The following is a 17,628-nucleotide window of genomic DNA, read 5'->3' as shown; positions in this document are numbered from 1 at the left end:
TTGAAGGAGGAAGAAAATGAATTTAAACGGTAAAACGGCGCTGGTCACCGGCTCCACCAGCGGCATCGGCTTAGGGATCGCCAAAGTGCTGGCGCAGGCGGGCGCGCAGGTGATACTCAATGGCTTCGGCGACAGCAGCCATGCCCGCGCTGAAGTCGCCGCGCTGGGCAAGATCCCCGGCTATCATGACGCCGACCTGCGCGATGTCGGGCAGATCGAGGCGATGATGCACTATGCCGAAAGCACCTTCGGCGGCGTCGATATCGTGATCAATAACGCCGGCATCCAGCACGTCGCCCCGGTGGAGCAGTTCCCGGTGGACAAATGGAACGACATCATCGCGATCAATCTCTCCAGCGTCTTCCACACCACCCGCCTGGCGCTGCCGGGCATGCGCCAGCGCAACTGGGGGCGCATCATCAACATTGCTTCAGTGCATGGCCTGGTGGCGTCGAAAGAGAAATCGGCCTACGTCGCCGCCAAGCACGCGGTGGTCGGTCTGACCAAAACCGTGGCCCTGGAAACCGCGCGCAGCGGCATCACCTGCAACGCCATCTGCCCCGGCTGGGTGCTAACCCCGCTGGTGCAGCAGCAGATCGACAAACGCATCGCCGAGGGGATCGACCCGGAGCAGGCCAGCGCCCAGCTGCTGGCGGAAAAGCAGCCCTCCGGGGAGTTTGTTACCCCGCAGCAACTGGGCGAAATGGCGCTGTTTCTGTGCAGCGATGCCGCCGCCCAGGTGCGCGGCGCCGCGTGGAACATGGATGGCGGCTGGGTGGCGCAGTAAGCTGAATTGGGGGACAGGAATATCTACTCTCCCTGCATATTAAAACGTGACTGGGCAAAGACATCATAGACTTGCTGACGGGTAAATGCCGGGAAGGTCGCCCGCACTGCCGCTTCACGCAGCGCGGCGCAGTATGCTTTATTTCCCTCGACGGCGTCGATTTTTTCCAGTTTACCATCGCGGGCAAACTCAAGATGCAGGCGGCATTTTTTCCCGTGCCACGCATATCGATCCGCAAGCTGGGCCTCCAGCGCGTTTTTAATCGCCCTTGCCTGCTGCCCATATTCATCCTCGTCGCTAAAACGTCCGGAGCTACAGCTGCCGAGGGCCGAGGTTTTATGGCAATCGGACGGGTGCAGCGGTGCGCAGCCGCTAAGCACCACAAGCAATACCACCGGCATCACTCTTTTTTTCATAACCCTTCCCTGTTTGTACAAGCCTTGAAAGACCGCCTAACTGTAACGTGAAAGCGAAAGCATGCGGCCTGCCAATTATCAGGGGCGACCATTAAAACATCGCCAGAAAGCGTTTCACCGTACGCGAGCGCTCGAAGCGCCGCCAGGCGATGGCGATATCGGTCTTTAGCGGCGCCCCGCTGAGCGGGTGATAGCTGACGTTCGGCTGCTGGATGCAGGTCATCGACTGCGGGACCAGCGCGAAGCCGAAGCCGGCATTGACCATGCTCAGCGACGACGAAATCTGCGACGATTGCCAGGCGCGATCCATATCGATCCCGGCGCGCAGGCAGCTGTTGTACACCAGCTCATACAGCCCGGGGGCCACCTCCCGCGGGAAGAGGATCGGCGCCACGTCGCGCAGCTGCTCCAGAGTCAGGGTCGGCTGCGTCGCCAGCGGGTTATCGCGCGGCAGCGCGATAACCATCGGCTCCTCATCGATAATCCGCAGATTAAAGGCTTTGCTGCTCTCGCACGGCAGCCGGACGAAGGCGATATCCAGTTCGGCCTCGCTCAGGGCGGTCATCAGATTGGCCATATTGTCTTCCATCTGGTGCAGGGTCACCCCGGGGTGGTCGAGCTGAAAACGGTGCAGCAAGGTGAAGATTTGCGGATGGAAAGCATCAGAACTGGTAATGCCTAGCGATAGGCTGCCGTTCATCCCGCGCGCAATGCCCTTGGCCTTCTCCAGCGCCGCATCGCTCATGGCGAGGATCTGGCGGGCATCCTCATAGAAAGACTCTCCCGCTTCCGTCAGCTCCACCCCGCGGGTTAAGCGCCGAAACAGCGGGGTTCCCACCTCGCGCTCAAGCCGCTGAATTTGCTGACTTAATGGAGGCTGTGAAATACCCAGTTCCTTGGCGGCCTGGGTGAAGTGCCGCGTCCTGGCAACGGCGACAAAATAGCGAAGATAACGAAGTTCCATATCGAAAACGTCTCAAACCAGCATGGTTTCTATATTGGAACTGTGAGCTGAATCGGGTCAACATTTATTTAACCTTTCTTATATTTGTTGAACGAGGAAGTGGTATATGAATCATTCTGCTGAATGCACCTGCGAAGAGAGTCTGTGCGAAACCCTGCGGGCGTTTTCCGCGCAGCATCCCGAGAGCGTGCTCTATCAGACATCGCTAATGAGCGCCTTGCTGAGCGGGGTTTACGAAGGCAGCACCACTATCGCGGACCTGCTGAAACACGGCGATTTCGGCCTCGGGACCTTTAATGAGCTGGACGGAGAGATGATCGCCTTCAGCAGTCAGGTCTATCAGCTGCGCGCCGACGGCAGCGCGCGCAAGGCCCAGCCGGAGCAGAAAACGCCGTTCGCGGTGATGACCTGGTTCCAGCCGCAGTACCGGAAAACCTTCGACCATCCGGTGAGCCGCCAGCAGCTGCACGAGGTGATCGACCAGCAAATCCCCTCTGACAACCTGTTCTGCGCCCTGCGCATCGACGGCCATTTCCGCCATGCCCATACCCGCACCGTACCGCGCCAGACGCCGCCGTACCGGGCGATGACCGACGTCCTCGACGATCAGCCGGTGTTCCGCTTTAACCAGCGCGAAGGGGTGCTGGTCGGCTTCCGGACCCCGCAGCATATGCAGGGGATCAACGTCGCCGGGTATCACGAGCACTTTATAACCGATGACCGCAAAGGCGGCGGTCACCTGCTGGATTACCAGCTCGACCACGGGGTGCTGACCTTCGGCGAAATTCACAAGCTGATGATCGACCTGCCCGCCGACAGCGCGTTCCTGCAGGCTAATCTGCATCCCGATAATCTCGATGCCGCCATCCGTTCCGTAGAAAGTTAAGGGGGTCACATGGACAAACAGTATCCGGTACGCCAGTGGGCGCACGGCGCCGATCTCGTCGTCAGTCAGCTGGAAGCTCAGGGTGTACGTCAGGTGTTCGGCATCCCCGGCGCCAAAATCGACAAGGTCTTCGACTCACTGCTGGATTCCTCGATTCGCATTATTCCGGTACGCCACGAAGCCAACGCCGCGTTTATGGCCGCCGCCGTCGGACGCATTACCGGCAAAGCGGGCGTGGCGCTGGTCACCTCCGGTCCGGGTTGTTCTAACCTGATCACCGGCATGGCCACCGCGAACAGCGAAGGCGACCCGGTAGTGGCCCTGGGCGGCGCGGTAAAACGCGCCGATAAAGCCAAACAGGTCCACCAGAGTATGGATACGGTGGCGATGTTCAGCCCGGTCACCAAATACGCCGTCGAGGTGACGGCCCCGGATGCGCTGGCGGAAGTGGTCTCCAATGCCTTCCGCGCCGCCGAGCAGGGACGGCCGGGCAGCGCTTTCGTTAGCCTGCCGCAGGATGTGGTCGATGGCCCGGTCAGCGGTAAAGTGCTGCCGGCCAGCGGGGCCCCGCAGATGGGCGCCGCGCCGGATGACGCCATCGACCAGGTGGCGAAGCTTATCGCCCAGGCGAAGAACCCGATCTTCCTGCTCGGCCTGATGGCCAGCCAGCCGGAAAACAGCGCCGCGCTGCGCCGTTTGCTGGAGACCAGCCATATTCCGGTCACCAGCACTTATCAGGCCGCCGGAGCGGTGAATCAGGATAACTTCTCTCGCTTCGCCGGCCGGGTTGGGCTATTTAACAACCAGGCCGGGGACCGTCTGCTGCAGCTCGCCGACCTGGTGATCTGCATCGGCTACAGCCCGGTGGAATACGAACCGGCGATGTGGAACAGCGGCAACGCAACGCTGGTGCACATCGACGTGCTGCCCGCCTATGAAGAGCGTAACTACACCCCGGATGTCGAGCTGGTGGGCGATATCGCCGGCACTCTCAACAAGCTGGCGCAAAATATCGATCATCGGCTGGTGCTCTCCCCGCAGGCGGCGGAGATCCTCCGCGACCGCCAGCATCAGCGCGAGCTGCTGGACCGCCGCGGCGCGCAGCTGAACCAGTTTGCCCTGCATCCGCTGCGCATCGTTCGCGCCATGCAGGATATCGTTAATAGCGACGTCACGTTGACCGTAGACATGGGCAGCTTCCATATCTGGATTGCCCGCTACCTGTACAGCTTCCGCGCCCGTCAGGTGATGATCTCCAACGGCCAGCAGACCATGGGCGTCGCCCTGCCCTGGGCCATCGGCGCCTGGCTGGTCAATCCGCAGCGCAAAGTGGTCTCGGTCTCCGGCGATGGCGGTTTTCTGCAATCCAGCATGGAGCTGGAAACGGCGGTCCGCCTGAAAGCCAACATCCTGCATCTTATCTGGGTCGATAACGGCTACAACATGGTGGCCATTCAGGAAGAGAAAAAATACCAGCGCCTGTCCGGCGTCGAGTTCGGACCGATGGATTTTAAAGCCTATGCCGAATCCTTCGGCGCGAAAGGGTTTGCCGTGGAAAGCGCTGAAGCGCTGGAGCCGACCCTGCGCGCGGCGATGGACGTCGACGGCCCGGCGGTGGTCGCCATCCCGGTGGATTATCGCGATAACCCGCTGCTGATGGGCCAGCTGCATCTGAGTCAGATTCTGTAAGTCATCACAATAAGGAAAGCAAAATGAAAAAAGTCGCACTTGTTACCGGCGCCGGCCAGGGGATTGGTAAAGCTATCGCCCTTCGTCTGGTGAAGGATGGATTTGCCGTGGCCATTGCCGATTATAACGACGCCACCGCCAAGGCGGTCGCCTCGGAAATCAACCAGGCCGGCGGACGCGCCGTGGCGGTGAAAGTGGATGTTTCTGACCGCGATCAGGTGTTTGCCGCCGTCGAACAGGCGCGCAAAACGCTGGGCGGCTTCGACGTCATCGTCAATAACGCCGGCGTGGCGCCATCCACGCCGATCGAGTCCATTACCCCGGAGATTGTCGACAAAGTCTACAACATCAACGTTAAAGGGGTGATCTGGGGCATTCAGGCGGCGGTCGAGGCCTTCAAGAAAGAGGGTCACGGTGGGAAAATCATCAACGCCTGTTCTCAGGCCGGCCACGTCGGCAACCCGGAGCTGGCGGTGTATAGCTCGAGTAAATTCGCCGTACGCGGCTTAACCCAGACCGCCGCTCGCGACCTCGCGCCGCTGGGCATTACGGTCAACGGCTACTGCCCGGGGATTGTCAAAACGCCAATGTGGGCCGAAATTGACCGCCAGGTGTCCGAAGCCGCCGGTAAACCGCTGGGCTATGGTACCGCCGAGTTCGCCAAACGCATCACCCTCGGTCGGCTGTCTGAGCCGGAAGATGTCGCCGCCTGCGTCTCCTATCTTGCCAGCCCGGATTCTGATTATATGACCGGTCAGTCATTGCTGATCGACGGTGGGATGGTGTTTAACTAATAAAAAAGCTCTGACATGGCTTGCCCCTGCTTTCACGCAGGGGCTTTTTTTTGGTTTGGGTGTGAGCTTCGTGCAAAACACAGCAACGATATTTGAAGGTCTCTGGCGCTCTCACTTACGCTTCGGCACAATGTGGCAATCTGGCTGGGATGAAAGTATGCTTTGAGCGAAGAGCTACCTGTCACTGTGTGCGATTGAATATTTTGTCCCACGAGCATAACAATCCTGTTGAGAACTCTGGATCTAACATCTATATATCAGCTATATACTCCACTTTATAAACTGTAGATCAGGGGATTACTTTGCAGCCAGATCGCTCAAGACTTTATCTTCGCCGCGTTAACGCATCAGATATAGATGATCTCTTCAGGATTTATGGCGACCCTGCAACAAATACGTTCAATCCAGCAGGCCCGTATCCTGATATAAGTCACGCACGTAATGTAATGGCCCGCTGGCTAAACCACTGGGAGAATTATAGGTTCGGAAACTGGGCTATCTCACTGAATGAGAATCCCGATAGAATTATCGGTTTTGGAGGGCTTAGCATTATCAGTTATGACAATACACCGATAATGAACCTGGGATATCGGTTCTCTACAGAGTCATGGGGGAAAGGTCTGGCGACAGAGTTCGCTAAATATGCGGTCGGGTACGGGTTTGATGTTTTAAAACTGGCTGAGATTTCTGCGGTAGTAAGACCAAACCATCTGGCATCCCAAAAGATCCTGACGAAAGCAGGTCTCCGGTTTTCACGAAATATTCATGACGTGAAAAATGAGCCCGCAAGCATGCTTTTTACTGTGACTCTGGATGAGTGGAACAACGCGTTAAGTAGGGGAACTACCCCACCCATTGATCATTAGAGTTCATGCGTAACGTCCGCTGCTGGCGCGGATCGGACGAGCTCACTGAGTTGAAGGTCCGCCATAAGCGCAAACGGACCTAAAAATATTGCTTCCAACAGGCGATGATGAATGGTCTTCTGCCCCGTTTCAAAAAACCGACAGACTGCCAGCCCTGTGGGTAGATTGCTACAGCTCCAGCGCCCTTATTACATGGGCAATATCCGCGATATTGCCGGCTGACAACGGTTGCAGATAGGGCTGAAACCCTTTTCATCCACGCCGCTGGCGATGACTGGGGTTAATGGAAACGCCGACAAACCAATAAACATACCTGTTTCTCCTGAAGGGTATTACTGCTGTTGTTCTTCAATGAGAGCAACGTCAAACCACAGGCCGGGCATCATTTTTTCCAGGCCGTCGGTCAGCATCTTCCCGGCTTCGTGCAGTTTCTCCAGCGGCATCTGTGGCAGGCTTTCCAGAATGAACCACATTTGCTGAGCATCCACGCCCAGGCGGGTTCTGATCCCCTGTCGCCAGTTCCAGCGGCGGCAGGTTACGCCGGTATCATCACACCAGATAACCTCTCCTTGTGAAGGATATTCAACGGCCGTTTCACCCTCTTTGACGGTATCAAAAGGCTCTGTTCCGTTTGCCACAGCCAGACGTGGTGACCCCTGATAGGCAGAGATATTCTCCCCACCAACCGGTACGGCGTAGCGGAGACTCACGGCGTTATAAAGATCAACGATGGGATCGAGCGCGGGCATCGTTCCGTCACGTAATACGCGCTTACGTAACGCATCAGCTGAGCAAGGGGTACGTTTAGGTTTAGCACCAAACTTTTGAAAAACGTCGGCCCAGGCTGCCAGATGCGATTCCGCCCATTCCGGTTCACCGGCCAGAACGGCTTCACAGGCTTCCCGCAGCGCGGTTTCTCCAGCGTCGGGATGAAGCACTGGCGCAGCTTTTACGCAGATACTGAGCGCCCGAAATCCTGGGGCAATACGATAAATTTCAGGGGCAATTGACGGAGAGACTGTTAACACGTGATAATCCTGTAATGACTAATTTATTCCATGATAATGACCGATGACCAAAAAAGTCAATTTAATGACCGATGCAAATTCTATCGTCAACACGGTGAATGAAGCCGTATCTCAGCGAATTAAACAGTATCGTAAGCAAAAGAAAATCTCCCTCGATGAACTCTCCCGTCGGGCAGGCGTCAGTAAGGGAGCGCTAGTTGAGATAGAGGGATGCCGGGCCAATCCCAGCATTGCCCTGTTATGCCGCCTGGCTGCCGCGATGGGAGTTTCGGTGGCTGATTTTGTCGATGTCAGTTCCAAACCGACCGTACATCTCATTGCTGAAGATGAGATCCCCGAATTGTGGGAAGGTGAAAAAGGCGGGAGAGCAAGATTGCTCGCAGGGTCGGGGGGCCCTGATATGACCGAGCTCTGGATGTGGGAAATGCAGCCGGGGGAAAAGTTTGCGTCACCGGGCCACACGGAAGGAACGCTTGAACTGTTTTATGTGCAGTCGGGCACGCTCACACTGGGCGTACAGGATCACGTGTATCTGGTAAAAACTGGCTGCTCGGCAACAGCCAGAACGGATGTTCCGCATTTCTACGAAAATCAGGGGGAGAGCCCGCTGGTATTTATCATGACAGTACATGAGAAAGCATCCTGAGCATTCCCCGGAACAGAGGACAACCCGGTGCCTCATTACAAGTAGCCCAGAAGGAAAAATTCGGTGAATAATCAGCATCTGCGTGGTCTTGGTCGTTGGCTGATTGAATGCTGTCACGCCCATCCCGTGATGTCACGTCTGCGACGGATAATGCGGGTAACCGACAGCGCGCCCTGGTTATATCAAAAACAGGGGTATAACCCAGTAAACCGACCAGATTTTGTCTGGCACATCAATCGACCCGATATTTATCGTAAACCCGGGCAAAAATAAGAAAACTTTTCAGAGAGTAATGATAAATGATAATCCGTAGAGCCCGTCCCTCTGATGCAGAAGAGCTTGCCATTTTAGCCGAACGAACCTTCAGAAAAACGTTTGAGGCGGGTAATACTCAGAAGGATATGGATCTTCACTGCCAGGCAAGTTATTCAACAGATATTCAGTTGCAAGAAATCCTCAGAGAAGACTGGATTACATTAGTCTGCGAATACGCAAGCAAACTGATAGGGTACGCCCAACTGAGATGGGAAGAATTTCCTCCCTGTGTAAATAGCATTCACGCCGGAGAAATCCTGTGTCTGTATGTCGATGAACCTTATCATGGCAAAGGTTTTGCAAAAGCGCTTATGCAGAAGTGCTTTGCTGAATTTGCGGCAAAGGGATCGGACGTTGTCTGGTTAGGTGTCTGGGAACATAACCCAAGGGCAATCTCTTTTTACCGTAAGCTTGGGTTTACCGAGGTGGGTGAACATATCTTCCAGGTAGGGACAGATCCCCAGAGAGATATCATTATGAAACGCTCAACGGGTGTTAGCTGAACAAACATTGCGACGTCCGCTCATAGCACACCGCAGGCGTGATCGACACCCGGGAACGTAACGCGTTAGCGGCTAAACGTAGCGCCTGCTGGGAAAATCCCGGATGGCGGCGCGTGGCGCCTTATCCGGGCTACACTGTTGCGCCACTCTTGTGCCGTTATTTTGCCGGGTGGCGGCTGACGCCTTACCTGGCCTACAAAAACTGGGACGTTCCCGGATGCCGGCGCGTAGCGCCTTATCCGGGCTACGCTGTTGCGCCACTCTTGTGCCGTTATTTTGCCGGGTGGCGGCTGACGCCTTACCCGGCCTACAAAGGCTACCCGCGATTTGGCGCTCTATTCGCGCCCTTCGTAGGCCCGCGCAAGCGTAGCGCCGCCGGGCAAGGGCAGCGGACACGGAGCCTATTTTGTGCCGGGTGGCGGCTGGCGCCTTACCCGGCCTACAAAGGCTACCCGCGATTTGGCGCTCTATTCGCGCCCTTCGTAGGCCCGCGCAAGCGTAGCGCCGCCGGGCAAGGGCAGCGGACACGGAGCCTATTTTGTGCCGGGTGGCGGCTGGCGCCTTACCCGGCCTACAAAGGCTACCCGCGATTTGGCGCTCTATTCGCGCCCTTCGTAGGCCCGCGCAAGCGTAGCGCCGCCGGGCAAGGGCAGCGGACACGGAGCCTATTTTGTGCCGGGTGGCGGCTGGCGCCTTACCCGGCCTACAAAAACAGGGCCGCCCGTACTCTGCTCGTGGCATGCCCAGGCCCGCACCTGCGCAGCGCCGCCGGGCAGTTACTGCGCCTGCTGCTGCGCCTGTGCCAGCTGGCGGACGATCGCCTCGCGCCGCGCATCCCCTTCCGGCAGCCGGGACAGCAACGCCTGCAAGGCTGCCACGGCTTCGGGGTAATCTTCATTACGCACCGCGCTCAGGGCCAGCATCTCCAGCACCGGCAGGCTGGTCGGCTGCCGCTGATGCAGGTCACGCAGCAGCAGCTCGCCCATCCGAACCTGACCGCTATCCCCCGCCCGCACCAGCGCGCTGGCGTAATCGAAAGCCGCCGCCGGGTCATCCGCCGCCAGAGCATGCGCCCGGCCAAAGGCGCCGATCGCCGTTTCGCCATCGTTTAACAACAGGCCCAGCCGCCCAAGCAGCTGCCAGCCGGCGAGGTCGTTCGGCGTATCCTGCAGGTGGCTGCGCAGGCCAAGCCGCAGCTCCGCCAGCTCATCCATTCGCAGCGGCGCTGCCGTCGGGTCCTTAACCTGCTGCAACAGCGCAGGATAATGCCGTTCAGCCTGCTGCCAGAGCAGCACCTGGCCAATATCGCTGGTTTTCAGATACAGGCCCAGACTCAGGACCACCAGCAGCAGCGCCCCCGGAAGCAGCACCCAGCGGTTTAGCGGCCGTTCGCCGGGCTGTGCCTGGGGCGGGATATCGGTCAGCAGGGTGCGCTGCAGCTCGACGACCAGCGCCGGGTTGCCCTCCCCACGCTCCTGCGCCAGCTCTTGCAGGCGCGACTGGTACAGGGCGCGGTTGAGGGTATCGCGGTCCACCGCACCTTTTCCCGACCACGGGAAGTACAGCAGCCCCAGCGCGCCAGCCAGCAGCAGCCCGGCGATAACTACCAACAGGCTCATCGTTCTTTTCCTTCTTGCAATAGTGCCGCCAGCCGCTGGCGCTCTTCGGCGCTGAGCGCCGCGTCAGGGATGTCGCGACGACGCGCGCGGGCGATAATCACCCCCGCGCCCGCCAGTACAAACAGCCCCGGCCCCAGCCACAGCAGTACCGTGCCCGCGGTCAGCGGCGGCTCATAGCTGACAAAATTGCCGTAGCGGGCAACCATATAGTCAACGATCTGCCCTTTCGTTTTCCCCTGCTGCATCAGCTCGTACACCTTCTGCCGCATATCAGCGGCAATCATCGCGTTTGAGTCGGCAATGCTGTTGTTCTGGCATTTCGGGCAGCGCAGCTGGGAGGTGATCTCGCGGAAGGCCTGCTCCTGGGCCTCATCCTTAAACTGCCAGGTATCGATGGCGGCCCACGCCTGGCCGGTCAGCATCAGCGCCAGCAGGATGACTATTACACTTCTCATCAGCCCGCCCTCCGGTTGTATTGATCCCACAGCGGCTGGAGCTCCTCGCGCCACACCCGTTCGTTCAGGTCGCCGGCGTGCCGCCAGCGGATAATGCCCTGACCGTCGATGAGAAACGTCTCCGGCGCGCCATAGACCCCGAGATCCAGGCCAAGCATGCCGTTGCCGTCGTACAGGCTCAGCCTGTACGGATTACCCAAGCGCTGCAGCCAGCTCATCGCCTTCTGGCGATCGTCTTTGTAGTTCATACCCACCACCCGCACGCCCTGCTGCGCCAGGCCGTTGAGAAACTGATGCTCGGCGCGACAGGTTGGACACCAGGTGGCCCAGACGTTGAGCAGCAGCGGCTTGCCATCAATCAGCGTCCGTCGGTCCAGCGTCTGACCGGGGGTATTCAGCGCTTCCAGGCGAAATTCCGGTAGCGGTTTGCCAATCAGCGCCGACTCGAGGGTCGTCGGGTCATCGCCATCGGCGTTGCGCATCAGCTGCCAGAACAGCGCGGCGGCCAGCGCCAGAAACAGCACCAGCGGGATAAACAGTAGCTTCCGGTTCATGAGGCCTCCTGCAGCTTCTTACGCATCCGGTAACGCGGGTCGAGCATGCAGCACAGACCGCCGAGGGCCATCAGCACCCCGCCGTACCAGATCCAGCGAACGAACGGTTTGTAATACAGACGCACCGCCCAGCTGCCGTCGCTCAGTTCTTCCCCCAGCGCGGCGTACAGATCGCGGGTCAGCCCGCCGCTGATCGCCGCCTCGGTCATCATCATCCGGCTGGCGGTGTAAAAACGCTTCTCGGCATACAGCGTCGCTTCCGGGCGGCCGTTGCGGGTCACGGCAATAATGCCTTCGCCGCCGGTCCAGTTGGGGCCGACGATATTGCGCACGCCGTTAAACACAAAGTGATAGTGATGGATATCGATGCTGTCGCCGGGGCGCATCCGTACATCGCGCTCCACGCTGTAGTTCTGGCTAAAGGTGATGCCGATAACGGTCACCGCCACGCCAACGTGACCGAGCACCATCCCCCACTGGCTGCGGGTCAGGGCGCGCAGGCCGCGCCAGAAGCCGTGGCGATGGGTGGCCCGTTCGTGAACCTCCATCAGGGCGAAGATCAGCACCCACAGGGCCATCATCAGGCCAATGACCGCCATGGCGGTGAGACGGTCCTGCAGCAGCCACGGCAGCGCCAGAGAAAGTGACAACGTCACCAGGAGAGCGATAATCAGGCGCTTAATCTGCCTGGCGACGTCATCGCGCCGCCAGCGGATCAGCGGTCCCAGCCCCAGCAGCAGCGCAAACGGCGCCATCAGGGCGGTGAACATGGTGTTAAAGAACGGCTCGCCGATGGAGATGCTGCCGAGGCCCAGCTCTTTATGCACCAGCGGCAGCAGCGTCCCGAGGAGCACCACTAGCATCGCGGCCATCAACAAGATATTGTTGCCAAGCAGGAACGACTCGCGCGACCACAGCGTATGTTCCACCCGCGCCCTCACCCGGCCACCCTTCAGGGCGTACAGCAGCAGCGACCCGCCGATGGCGATAATCAGCAGTACCAGAATAAACAGCCCGCGCGACGGATCCGAGGCGAAGGCATGCACCGAGACCAGAACCCCGGAGCGCACCAGGAAGGTGCCCAGCAGGCACAGGGAGAAGGCGGCGATGGCCAGCAGTACCGTCCAGGCGCGGAAGCTGCCCCGCTTCTCGGTCACTGCCAGGGAGTGCAGCAGCGCGGTCCCCACCAGCCACGGCATAAACGAGGCGTTTTCCACCGGGTCCCAGAACCACCAGCCGCCCCAGCCCAGTTCGTAGTATGCCCACGCCGAGCCCAGCACGATGCCGAGGGTGAGGAACATCCATGCCGCCTGGGTCCAGGGACGCGACCAGCGCGCCCAGGCAGTATCCAGCCGGCCCGCCAGCAGCGAGGCGATGGCGAAGGCGAAAGCCACCGAGAAGCCGACGTAACCCATATAGAGGATCGGCGGATGGAAAATCATGCCGATATCCTGCAGCAGCGGATTGAGGTCGCGACCATCAATGGGGTACTGCGGCAGGCCGCGGCTGAACGGATTGGAGGTGAAGAGGATAAACAGCAGGAACCCAAAGGCGATCATCCCCATCACCGCCAGCACCCGGGCGACGGCGTCGAGCGGCATCCGGCGGCTGAAGAGGGCGACGGCGAAGGTCCAGACGCTGAGCAGCAGAACCCACAGCAGCAGCGAGCCCTCGTGCGCCCCCCAGGTCGCCGCTACCCGATACCACACCGGCAGCGCGCTGTTAGAGTTTTCCGCCACGTAGCGGACGGTAAAGTCATTGACCACAAAGGCGTGCACCAGCAGCAGGAAGGCGCCGCCGATACAGGCGAATAGCCCACAGGCCAGCGGCCGCGCCAGGGCCATCAGCCGCCGATCCTGCCGCGCCGCGCCCCACAGGGGATAGACGCTCAGGAGCAGCGCCAGCCCCGCCGCCAGACACAATAAAAAGTTGCCCAGCTCCGGCATCATGGCTGCGCCCCCGTTTTCTCCGGCGTCATGGCGTTTTTCACCTCCGGCGGCGTGTAATTTTCATCATGTTTGGCCAGCACCTGCTGGGCGGTAATATGCCGCTCGCCGTCCAGCACGCCCTGGGCCACCACGCCCTGCCCTTCACGAAACAGGTCCGGCAAAATGCCCTTATAGCTGACGTCCACCACCCCGCGGGCGTCATACAGCTTAAAGCGCACGTCGAGAGTTTGCGGGTCGCGCTGCAGGGAGCCCGGCTGAACGTAGCCCCCCACCCGCAGCCGCTGCCCGGTATGGGGCAGCGCCCGGGTTTCCGTTTTGCCGTAGATAATTTCCCCCGGGGTGTAGAACAGATCGATATTGCTGCTCAGGGCGTACAGCATCAGGCTGACGGTCAGCCCGAGGCCGGCGAGTACCGCCAGCACGATATACAGCCGGGTTTTACGACGCGCTTGCATCCGCGGCCTCCTTGTCATGTTCGCGGGCGGCAGCGATCCGCCGCTCGCGCGCCTGCTGGCGTCGTACCTCATGAAATAGTGCCCGCCGCGCCCACAGGGTGTGCACCGTCAGCAGGCCAAAAGCGGCGACGGCCACGGCCACCGCCAGCCAGACGTACATGGCATAGCCGCCCATATTCAGGAAGGCGGCGAAAGACGAAAAGGCGGGGCTCATCGGGCGGCTCCTTTATTCACCAGCGCCACCACCCACGGTCGACGGCGCTCCAGCTGCAGGATCAGGTTACGCAAGCGCATCAGGGTCAGCGTGGCCGACAGGGTAAGGAAGGCAAAGATGCAGATCCGCAGCGGCAGACGCATGCTTGGGTCGATGGTTTGCTGCAGGTTGGTCGAGCCCTGGTGGAGGGTGTTCCACCAGTAGACCGAGTAATGAATGATGGGCAGATTGACCACCCCGACCAGAACGAGGATCCCGGCCGCGCGCCCGGCCAGCCGCCGGTCGTCAAAGGCGTGCCACAGGGCGATGACCCCGGCATACAGAAACAGCAGCACCAGCTCTGAGGTCAGGCGGGCATCCCAGATCCACCAGGTCCCCCACATCGGCTTGCCCCATGCCGCGCCGCTGACCAGCGCCACCAGGGTGCAGACCGCCCCCACCGGCGCCAGGGCGGCGATCGCCAGGTCGGCCATTTTGATCTGCCAGACCACCCCGACAAAGGCCGCGACGGCCATCGCCAGGTACAGCCCCATCGACCACATCGCCGCCGGGACGTGAAGGTACATGATCCGGTAGCTTTCCCCCTGCTGATAGTCCGCAGGAGCGAAACCAAAACCCCACCCCAGGCCAATGACCAGCAACAGCGCGCTCATCGCCGCCAGCCAGGGGATCCAGCATCCGCACAGGCGGTACAGCCGCTCGGGGATCGCCAGTTGATGTAACGCTTTCCACATAGACGCTTACTCACACGGTTATGATGGCCGCGCCCGCAGGCGCAGCAAATTATTGCACGGTCAGCCGCAGCGCAGCGGCGGTGGCGAACGGACACAGGGTGGCGCTGGCGGTTAAGAACGCCGCCAGCATCGCCAGATAGCCACTGACCGGGAGCCCGGCTGCGGCCGCCTGGCAGGCCGCGGTGGCAAAAATCAGCAGCGGCACCGCCAGCGGCAGCACCAGCAGGCTCAGCAGGACGCCGCCGCGCTTCAGGCCGACCGTCAGGCCAACCCCCACCGCGCCGAGAAAACTGAGCGTCGGCGTGCCAAGCAGCAAGGTCAGCACCAGCACGCCGGCATCGTGCAGACTCATCCCCAGCAGCAGCGCCGCCAGGGGCGAGACGATCAGCAGCGGCAGGCCGCTCATCATCCAGTGGGCAACCACCTTCACCAGCACCACCGCCACCAGCGGCGTCGGCAGGAGCATCAGTTGCTCCAGGGAACCGTCCTGCCAGTCATCGCGAAATAACCGATCCATCACCAGCAGCGCCGCCAGCAGCGCGGCGACCCACACCACGCCCGGCGCAATCTGCGCCAGCAGCTGTGGCGCGGCGCCGACGCCGAACGGAAACAGGGTGATGACGATCAGAAAGAACCAGAGCGGATTGAGGATCTCCGCCCCGCTGCGCCACGCCAGGCGCAGTTCCCGAACCAACAGCGCGCGCATCATTGCCCGCCTCCCGCGTCGCCACCGAGGCGCAATGTGCGCAACGGGCAGCCCAGCGGCCGCAGCGGCTGATGAGTGGTGAGGATCGCGCTTCCCCCCTGCCGGGCGTGCTGCTCCAGGCGGCGGGTCAGGGTTTCCATCGCCGTGGCGTCGAGGGCGGTGAACGGCTCATCGAGGATCCACAGCGGCGCGTCGGTTAACCACAGGCGGGTCAGCGCCACCCGGCGCTGCTGCCCGGCAGAGAGCTGGCTCAAGGGGAGATCTTCATACCCCGCCAGGCCGACGGCGGCGAGGGCGTTTTCCCGCTGCTGAAGCCGGCTGGCCGGAAAGAAGAAACGCAGGTTTTCATCGGCGGTCAGCGCCGCGTTAACGCCGGGTTTATGGCCCAGCCACAGCAGCTGACGGTGAAATGACTCCCGGACCTTCGCCAGCGGCTGGCCCTGCCAGCTCACCACCCCGCTTTCCGGGCGCGCCAGGCCGCAGAGGATCCGCAGCAGCGAGGTTTTCCCCGCGCCGTTATCACCGGCGACCTGTAGCAGCTCGCCGGCAGCGAGGGACAGCGTCAGCGCCGCAAACAGCGGTCGATCGTCAACGATGCAGGTCAGTCGCTCTGCATGCAGCATGAAGGCAAACTCCTTGATTCAGACAGTATTTTACGTCGTCGCTAAGTATGGGTTGCGCCGCGCGGGCGACGCAACCCTGACGGTTACTGTCCGGCCCCCGGCAGCTTCGAGATATCGGCATTGCCTAATGCCTTCTCATCGTGCGCCGCGGTTTCCTTACGCACCTTCGCCACATCGCTGGCGCTGACCGCTGGCGCGTTATTGCCCCAGCTGGTGCGGATGAAATTGACCACATCCGCCACCTGCTGGTCGTCCAGGCGCCAGCCGAACGACGGCATGGTCAGGTTGGAGACCGCATCTTTCACCGCCGGCGTGGTGCTCCCGGTCAGAACGATGTGGATAAGCGAAGTGGCATCTTCCGTCTGTACCACCGGATTGCCCTTCAGCGACGGGAAGGCGCGCTTATAGCCCGCGCCGTCGGTACGGTGGCAGGCGGCGCAGTTATCGACGTACAGCGCGGCGCCGGTTTTGCTGTCGTTCCCCTTCCACAGATCTTTCGCCACGCTGTCTTCCACCGGGGCTGGGGTCTGTTTGCCGCCGCGCGGCGGGAGCGACTTCAGATAGCGGGCGATGGCGGTGATGTCGTCATCAGAAAGATACTGCAGACTGTGCTCCACCACATCGCTCATGCCGCCGAAGACCACCGATTTATCGTTACGTCCGGTTTTGAGGAACTCAGCCAGCTCGGCTTCGCTCCAGGTTCCCAGACCGTCGCGGTTTTCGCCGCGCAGGCTGGAGGCGACCCAGCCGTCAATCGGCGCATTGCTGCCCGCCAGGTAATCATCGCCTTCGCTTTCGCTGAGCGCTTTTTCCTGCATCGTCAGACTACGCGGCGTATGGCAGGCGCCGCAGTGGCCCAGGCCTTCCACCAGATAGCGACCGCGCTCCAGCACCGGATCAACCTGTGGGTTGGCGACAAAGTCGCTCGGCGTCGGGGCGAAGATGCCGCGCCAGAACGCCAGCGGCCAGCGCATCGACAGCGGCCACGGGATGTCGGTGTCCTTGTTGGCGACATTCACTGGCTCCACACCGTGCATAAAGTAGGCGTACATGGCGCGCATGTCCGCTTCGCTGATCCGCGCGAACGAGGGATACGGCATCGCCGGATAGAGCGTGGAACCGTCTTTCCGCACGCCCTTGCGCACCGCGTCGTCGAACTCTTCGAAGGTGTACCCGCCAATGCCGTGTTTTTTATCCGGCGTGATATTGGTGGAGTAGATGGTGCCGATCGGCGTCTCCATCGGCAGGCCGCCGGCGAAAGGTTTCCCCGCTTTGCCGTTGGTGTGGCAGGCGACACAGTCCCCCGCCCGCGCCAGATACTCCCCCTGCTTAATCAGATTGCTGTCCGCAGGCGCCTCTTCGGCAAAAGCCGCACAGCTCAATGCCCCAAGCACCAGGGCCGATAACCATTGCATTTTCATCATC

At 60.6% G+C, this 17,628-nt stretch carries 20 protein-coding genes and 1 pseudogene; 8 read left to right on the top strand and 13 right to left on the bottom strand.

The genetic code is table 11. From position 1 onward, the window contains the following. Nucleotides 1–16 precede the first annotated feature (16 nt). Entirely contained in the window at nt 17–787 is a 771-nt protein-coding gene (locus tag LGL98_RS10610; protein WP_136032455.1) for a 3-hydroxybutyrate dehydrogenase, read from the top strand. A gap of 23 nt (nt 788–810) precedes the next feature. Here the strand turns inward: LGL98_RS10610 and LGL98_RS10605 are convergent, their stop codons facing one another. Together LGL98_RS10605 and LGL98_RS10600 are read right to left on the bottom strand one after the other, a co-directional pair. Continuing rightward, nucleotides 811–1,203, bottom strand: a complete 393-nt coding sequence (locus tag LGL98_RS10605) for a cell envelope integrity TolA C-terminal domain-containing protein (protein ID WP_136032454.1) — start codon at nt 1,201–1,203, stop codon at nt 811–813. 91 nt (nt 1,204–1,294) lie between these two features. Beyond that, nucleotides 1,295–2,167 carry a LysR family transcriptional regulator gene (locus LGL98_RS10600; RefSeq protein ID WP_136032452.1) on the bottom strand — a complete coding sequence of 291 codons (873 nt, stop codon included), beginning with the start codon at nt 2,165–2,167 and terminating at the stop codon, nt 1,295–1,297. A 106-nt stretch (nt 2,168–2,273) separates the two neighbouring features. Here LGL98_RS10600 and budA point away from each other — a divergent pair, with 106 nt between their 5' ends. The 4 genes from budA to LGL98_RS10580 all read left to right on the top strand — a co-directional run bounded on the left by budA (nt 2,274) and on the right by LGL98_RS10580 (nt 6,402). Next, the gene (gene budA / locus LGL98_RS10595; protein ID WP_136032450.1) at nt 2,274–3,053 is read left to right on the top strand and encodes an acetolactate decarboxylase; all 780 of its coding nucleotides are present in this window, start codon (nt 2,274–2,276) and stop codon (nt 3,051–3,053) included. A gap of 9 nt (nt 3,054–3,062) precedes the next feature. Continuing rightward, the gene (gene alsS, locus LGL98_RS10590) at nt 3,063–4,742 is read left to right on the top strand and encodes an acetolactate synthase AlsS (RefSeq protein ID WP_136032448.1); all 1,680 of its coding nucleotides are present in this window, start codon (nt 3,063–3,065) and stop codon (nt 4,740–4,742) included. A 23-nt stretch (nt 4,743–4,765) separates the two neighbouring features. Next, complete coding sequence (locus LGL98_RS10585) at nt 4,766–5,536, top strand: (S)-acetoin forming diacetyl reductase (protein ID WP_023341702.1); 771 nt, start codon at nt 4,766–4,768, stop codon at nt 5,534–5,536. A gap of 302 nt (nt 5,537–5,838) precedes the next feature. Then, nucleotides 5,839–6,402 carry a GNAT family N-acetyltransferase gene (locus LGL98_RS10580; protein WP_136032446.1) on the top strand — a complete coding sequence of 188 codons (564 nt, stop codon included), beginning with the start codon at nt 5,839–5,841 and terminating at the stop codon, nt 6,400–6,402. Between the two features lie 332 nt (nt 6,403–6,734). Here the strand turns inward: LGL98_RS10580 and LGL98_RS10575 are convergent, their stop codons facing one another. Then, entirely contained in the window at nt 6,735–7,430 is a 696-nt protein-coding gene (locus LGL98_RS10575; protein ID WP_136032444.1) for a B3/B4 domain-containing protein, read from the bottom strand. 43 nt (nt 7,431–7,473) lie between these two features. Here LGL98_RS10575 and LGL98_RS10570 point away from each other — a divergent pair, with 43 nt between their 5' ends. The 3 genes and pseudogenes from LGL98_RS10570 (at nt 7,474) to LGL98_RS10560 (ending at nt 8,894) form a co-directional block, all read left to right on the top strand. Next, nucleotides 7,474–8,076, top strand: a complete 603-nt coding sequence (locus tag LGL98_RS10570) for a helix-turn-helix domain-containing protein (RefSeq protein ID WP_136032442.1) — start codon at nt 7,474–7,476, stop codon at nt 8,074–8,076. An 81-nt stretch (nt 8,077–8,157) separates the two neighbouring features. After that, a pseudogene (locus LGL98_RS10565) lies at nt 8,158–8,349 on the top strand (GNAT family N-acetyltransferase); the annotation flags it as partial. 26 nt (nt 8,350–8,375) lie between these two features. Further along, nucleotides 8,376–8,894, top strand: coding sequence for a GNAT family N-acetyltransferase (locus tag LGL98_RS10560; protein WP_136032440.1), 519 nt, complete (start codon nt 8,376–8,378; stop codon nt 8,892–8,894). 776 nt (nt 8,895–9,670) lie between these two features. Here LGL98_RS10560 and ccmI read toward each other — a convergent pair. The 10 genes from ccmI to LGL98_RS10510 all read right to left on the bottom strand — a co-directional run bounded on the left by ccmI (nt 9,671) and on the right by LGL98_RS10510 (nt 17,627). After that, nucleotides 9,671–10,513: a c-type cytochrome biogenesis protein CcmI gene (gene ccmI / locus LGL98_RS10555; RefSeq protein ID WP_136032436.1), complete on the bottom strand. Its 843-nt coding sequence runs from the start codon at nt 10,511–10,513 to the stop codon at nt 9,671–9,673. Further along, complete coding sequence (locus LGL98_RS10550; RefSeq protein ID WP_168435343.1) at nt 10,510–10,956, bottom strand: cytochrome c-type biogenesis protein; 447 nt, start codon at nt 10,954–10,956, stop codon at nt 10,510–10,512. The genes ccmI and LGL98_RS10550 overlap by 4 nt, the downstream gene beginning before the upstream one ends. Before the next feature lie 11 nt (nt 10,957–10,967). Beyond that, entirely contained in the window at nt 10,968–11,522 is a 555-nt protein-coding gene (locus LGL98_RS10545) for a DsbE family thiol:disulfide interchange protein (protein ID WP_002908216.1), read from the bottom strand. Next, nucleotides 11,519–13,471, bottom strand: a complete 1,953-nt coding sequence (locus LGL98_RS10540; RefSeq protein WP_136032432.1) for a heme lyase CcmF/NrfE family subunit — start codon at nt 13,469–13,471, stop codon at nt 11,519–11,521. Before LGL98_RS10540 ends, LGL98_RS10545 begins: the two co-directional genes overlap by 4 nt. Next, a complete protein-coding gene (gene ccmE / locus LGL98_RS10535) occupies nt 13,468–13,926 on the bottom strand; it encodes a cytochrome c maturation protein CcmE (RefSeq protein WP_130946839.1) in 459 nt (152 codons plus the stop codon). The genes LGL98_RS10540 and ccmE overlap by 4 nt, the downstream gene beginning before the upstream one ends. Further along, nucleotides 13,910–14,140, bottom strand: a complete 231-nt coding sequence (ccmD, locus tag LGL98_RS10530; protein WP_136032430.1) for a heme exporter protein CcmD — start codon at nt 14,138–14,140, stop codon at nt 13,910–13,912. The genes ccmE and ccmD overlap by 17 nt, the downstream gene beginning before the upstream one ends. Then, entirely contained in the window at nt 14,137–14,874 is a 738-nt protein-coding gene (locus LGL98_RS10525; protein ID WP_136032428.1) for a heme ABC transporter permease, read from the bottom strand. The genes ccmD and LGL98_RS10525 overlap by 4 nt, the downstream gene beginning before the upstream one ends. A gap of 49 nt (nt 14,875–14,923) precedes the next feature. Continuing rightward, on the bottom strand, nt 14,924–15,583 hold the full coding sequence (gene ccmB, locus LGL98_RS10520) for a heme exporter protein CcmB (protein ID WP_136032426.1): 660 nt from the start codon (nt 15,581–15,583) through the stop codon (nt 14,924–14,926). Further along, nucleotides 15,580–16,203 (bottom strand): cytochrome c biogenesis heme-transporting ATPase CcmA, encoded by a 624-nt coding sequence (gene ccmA, locus LGL98_RS10515; protein ID WP_136032425.1) that lies wholly within the window; start codon nt 16,201–16,203, stop codon nt 15,580–15,582. The genes ccmB and ccmA overlap by 4 nt, the downstream gene beginning before the upstream one ends. Before the next feature lie 83 nt (nt 16,204–16,286). After that, on the bottom strand, nt 16,287–17,627 hold the full coding sequence (locus tag LGL98_RS10510) for a c-type cytochrome (RefSeq protein WP_168435326.1): 1,341 nt from the start codon (nt 17,625–17,627) through the stop codon (nt 16,287–16,289). Nucleotide 17,628 lies beyond the last annotated feature (1 nt).

It is taken from the genome of Klebsiella africana, assembly GCF_020526085.1.
In the GTDB taxonomy this organism is placed as follows: domain Bacteria; phylum Pseudomonadota; class Gammaproteobacteria; order Enterobacterales; family Enterobacteriaceae; genus Klebsiella; species Klebsiella africana.
Note: the sequence above shows the minus strand (reverse complement) of the source record. Positions and strands in the feature narration are given on the sequence as shown.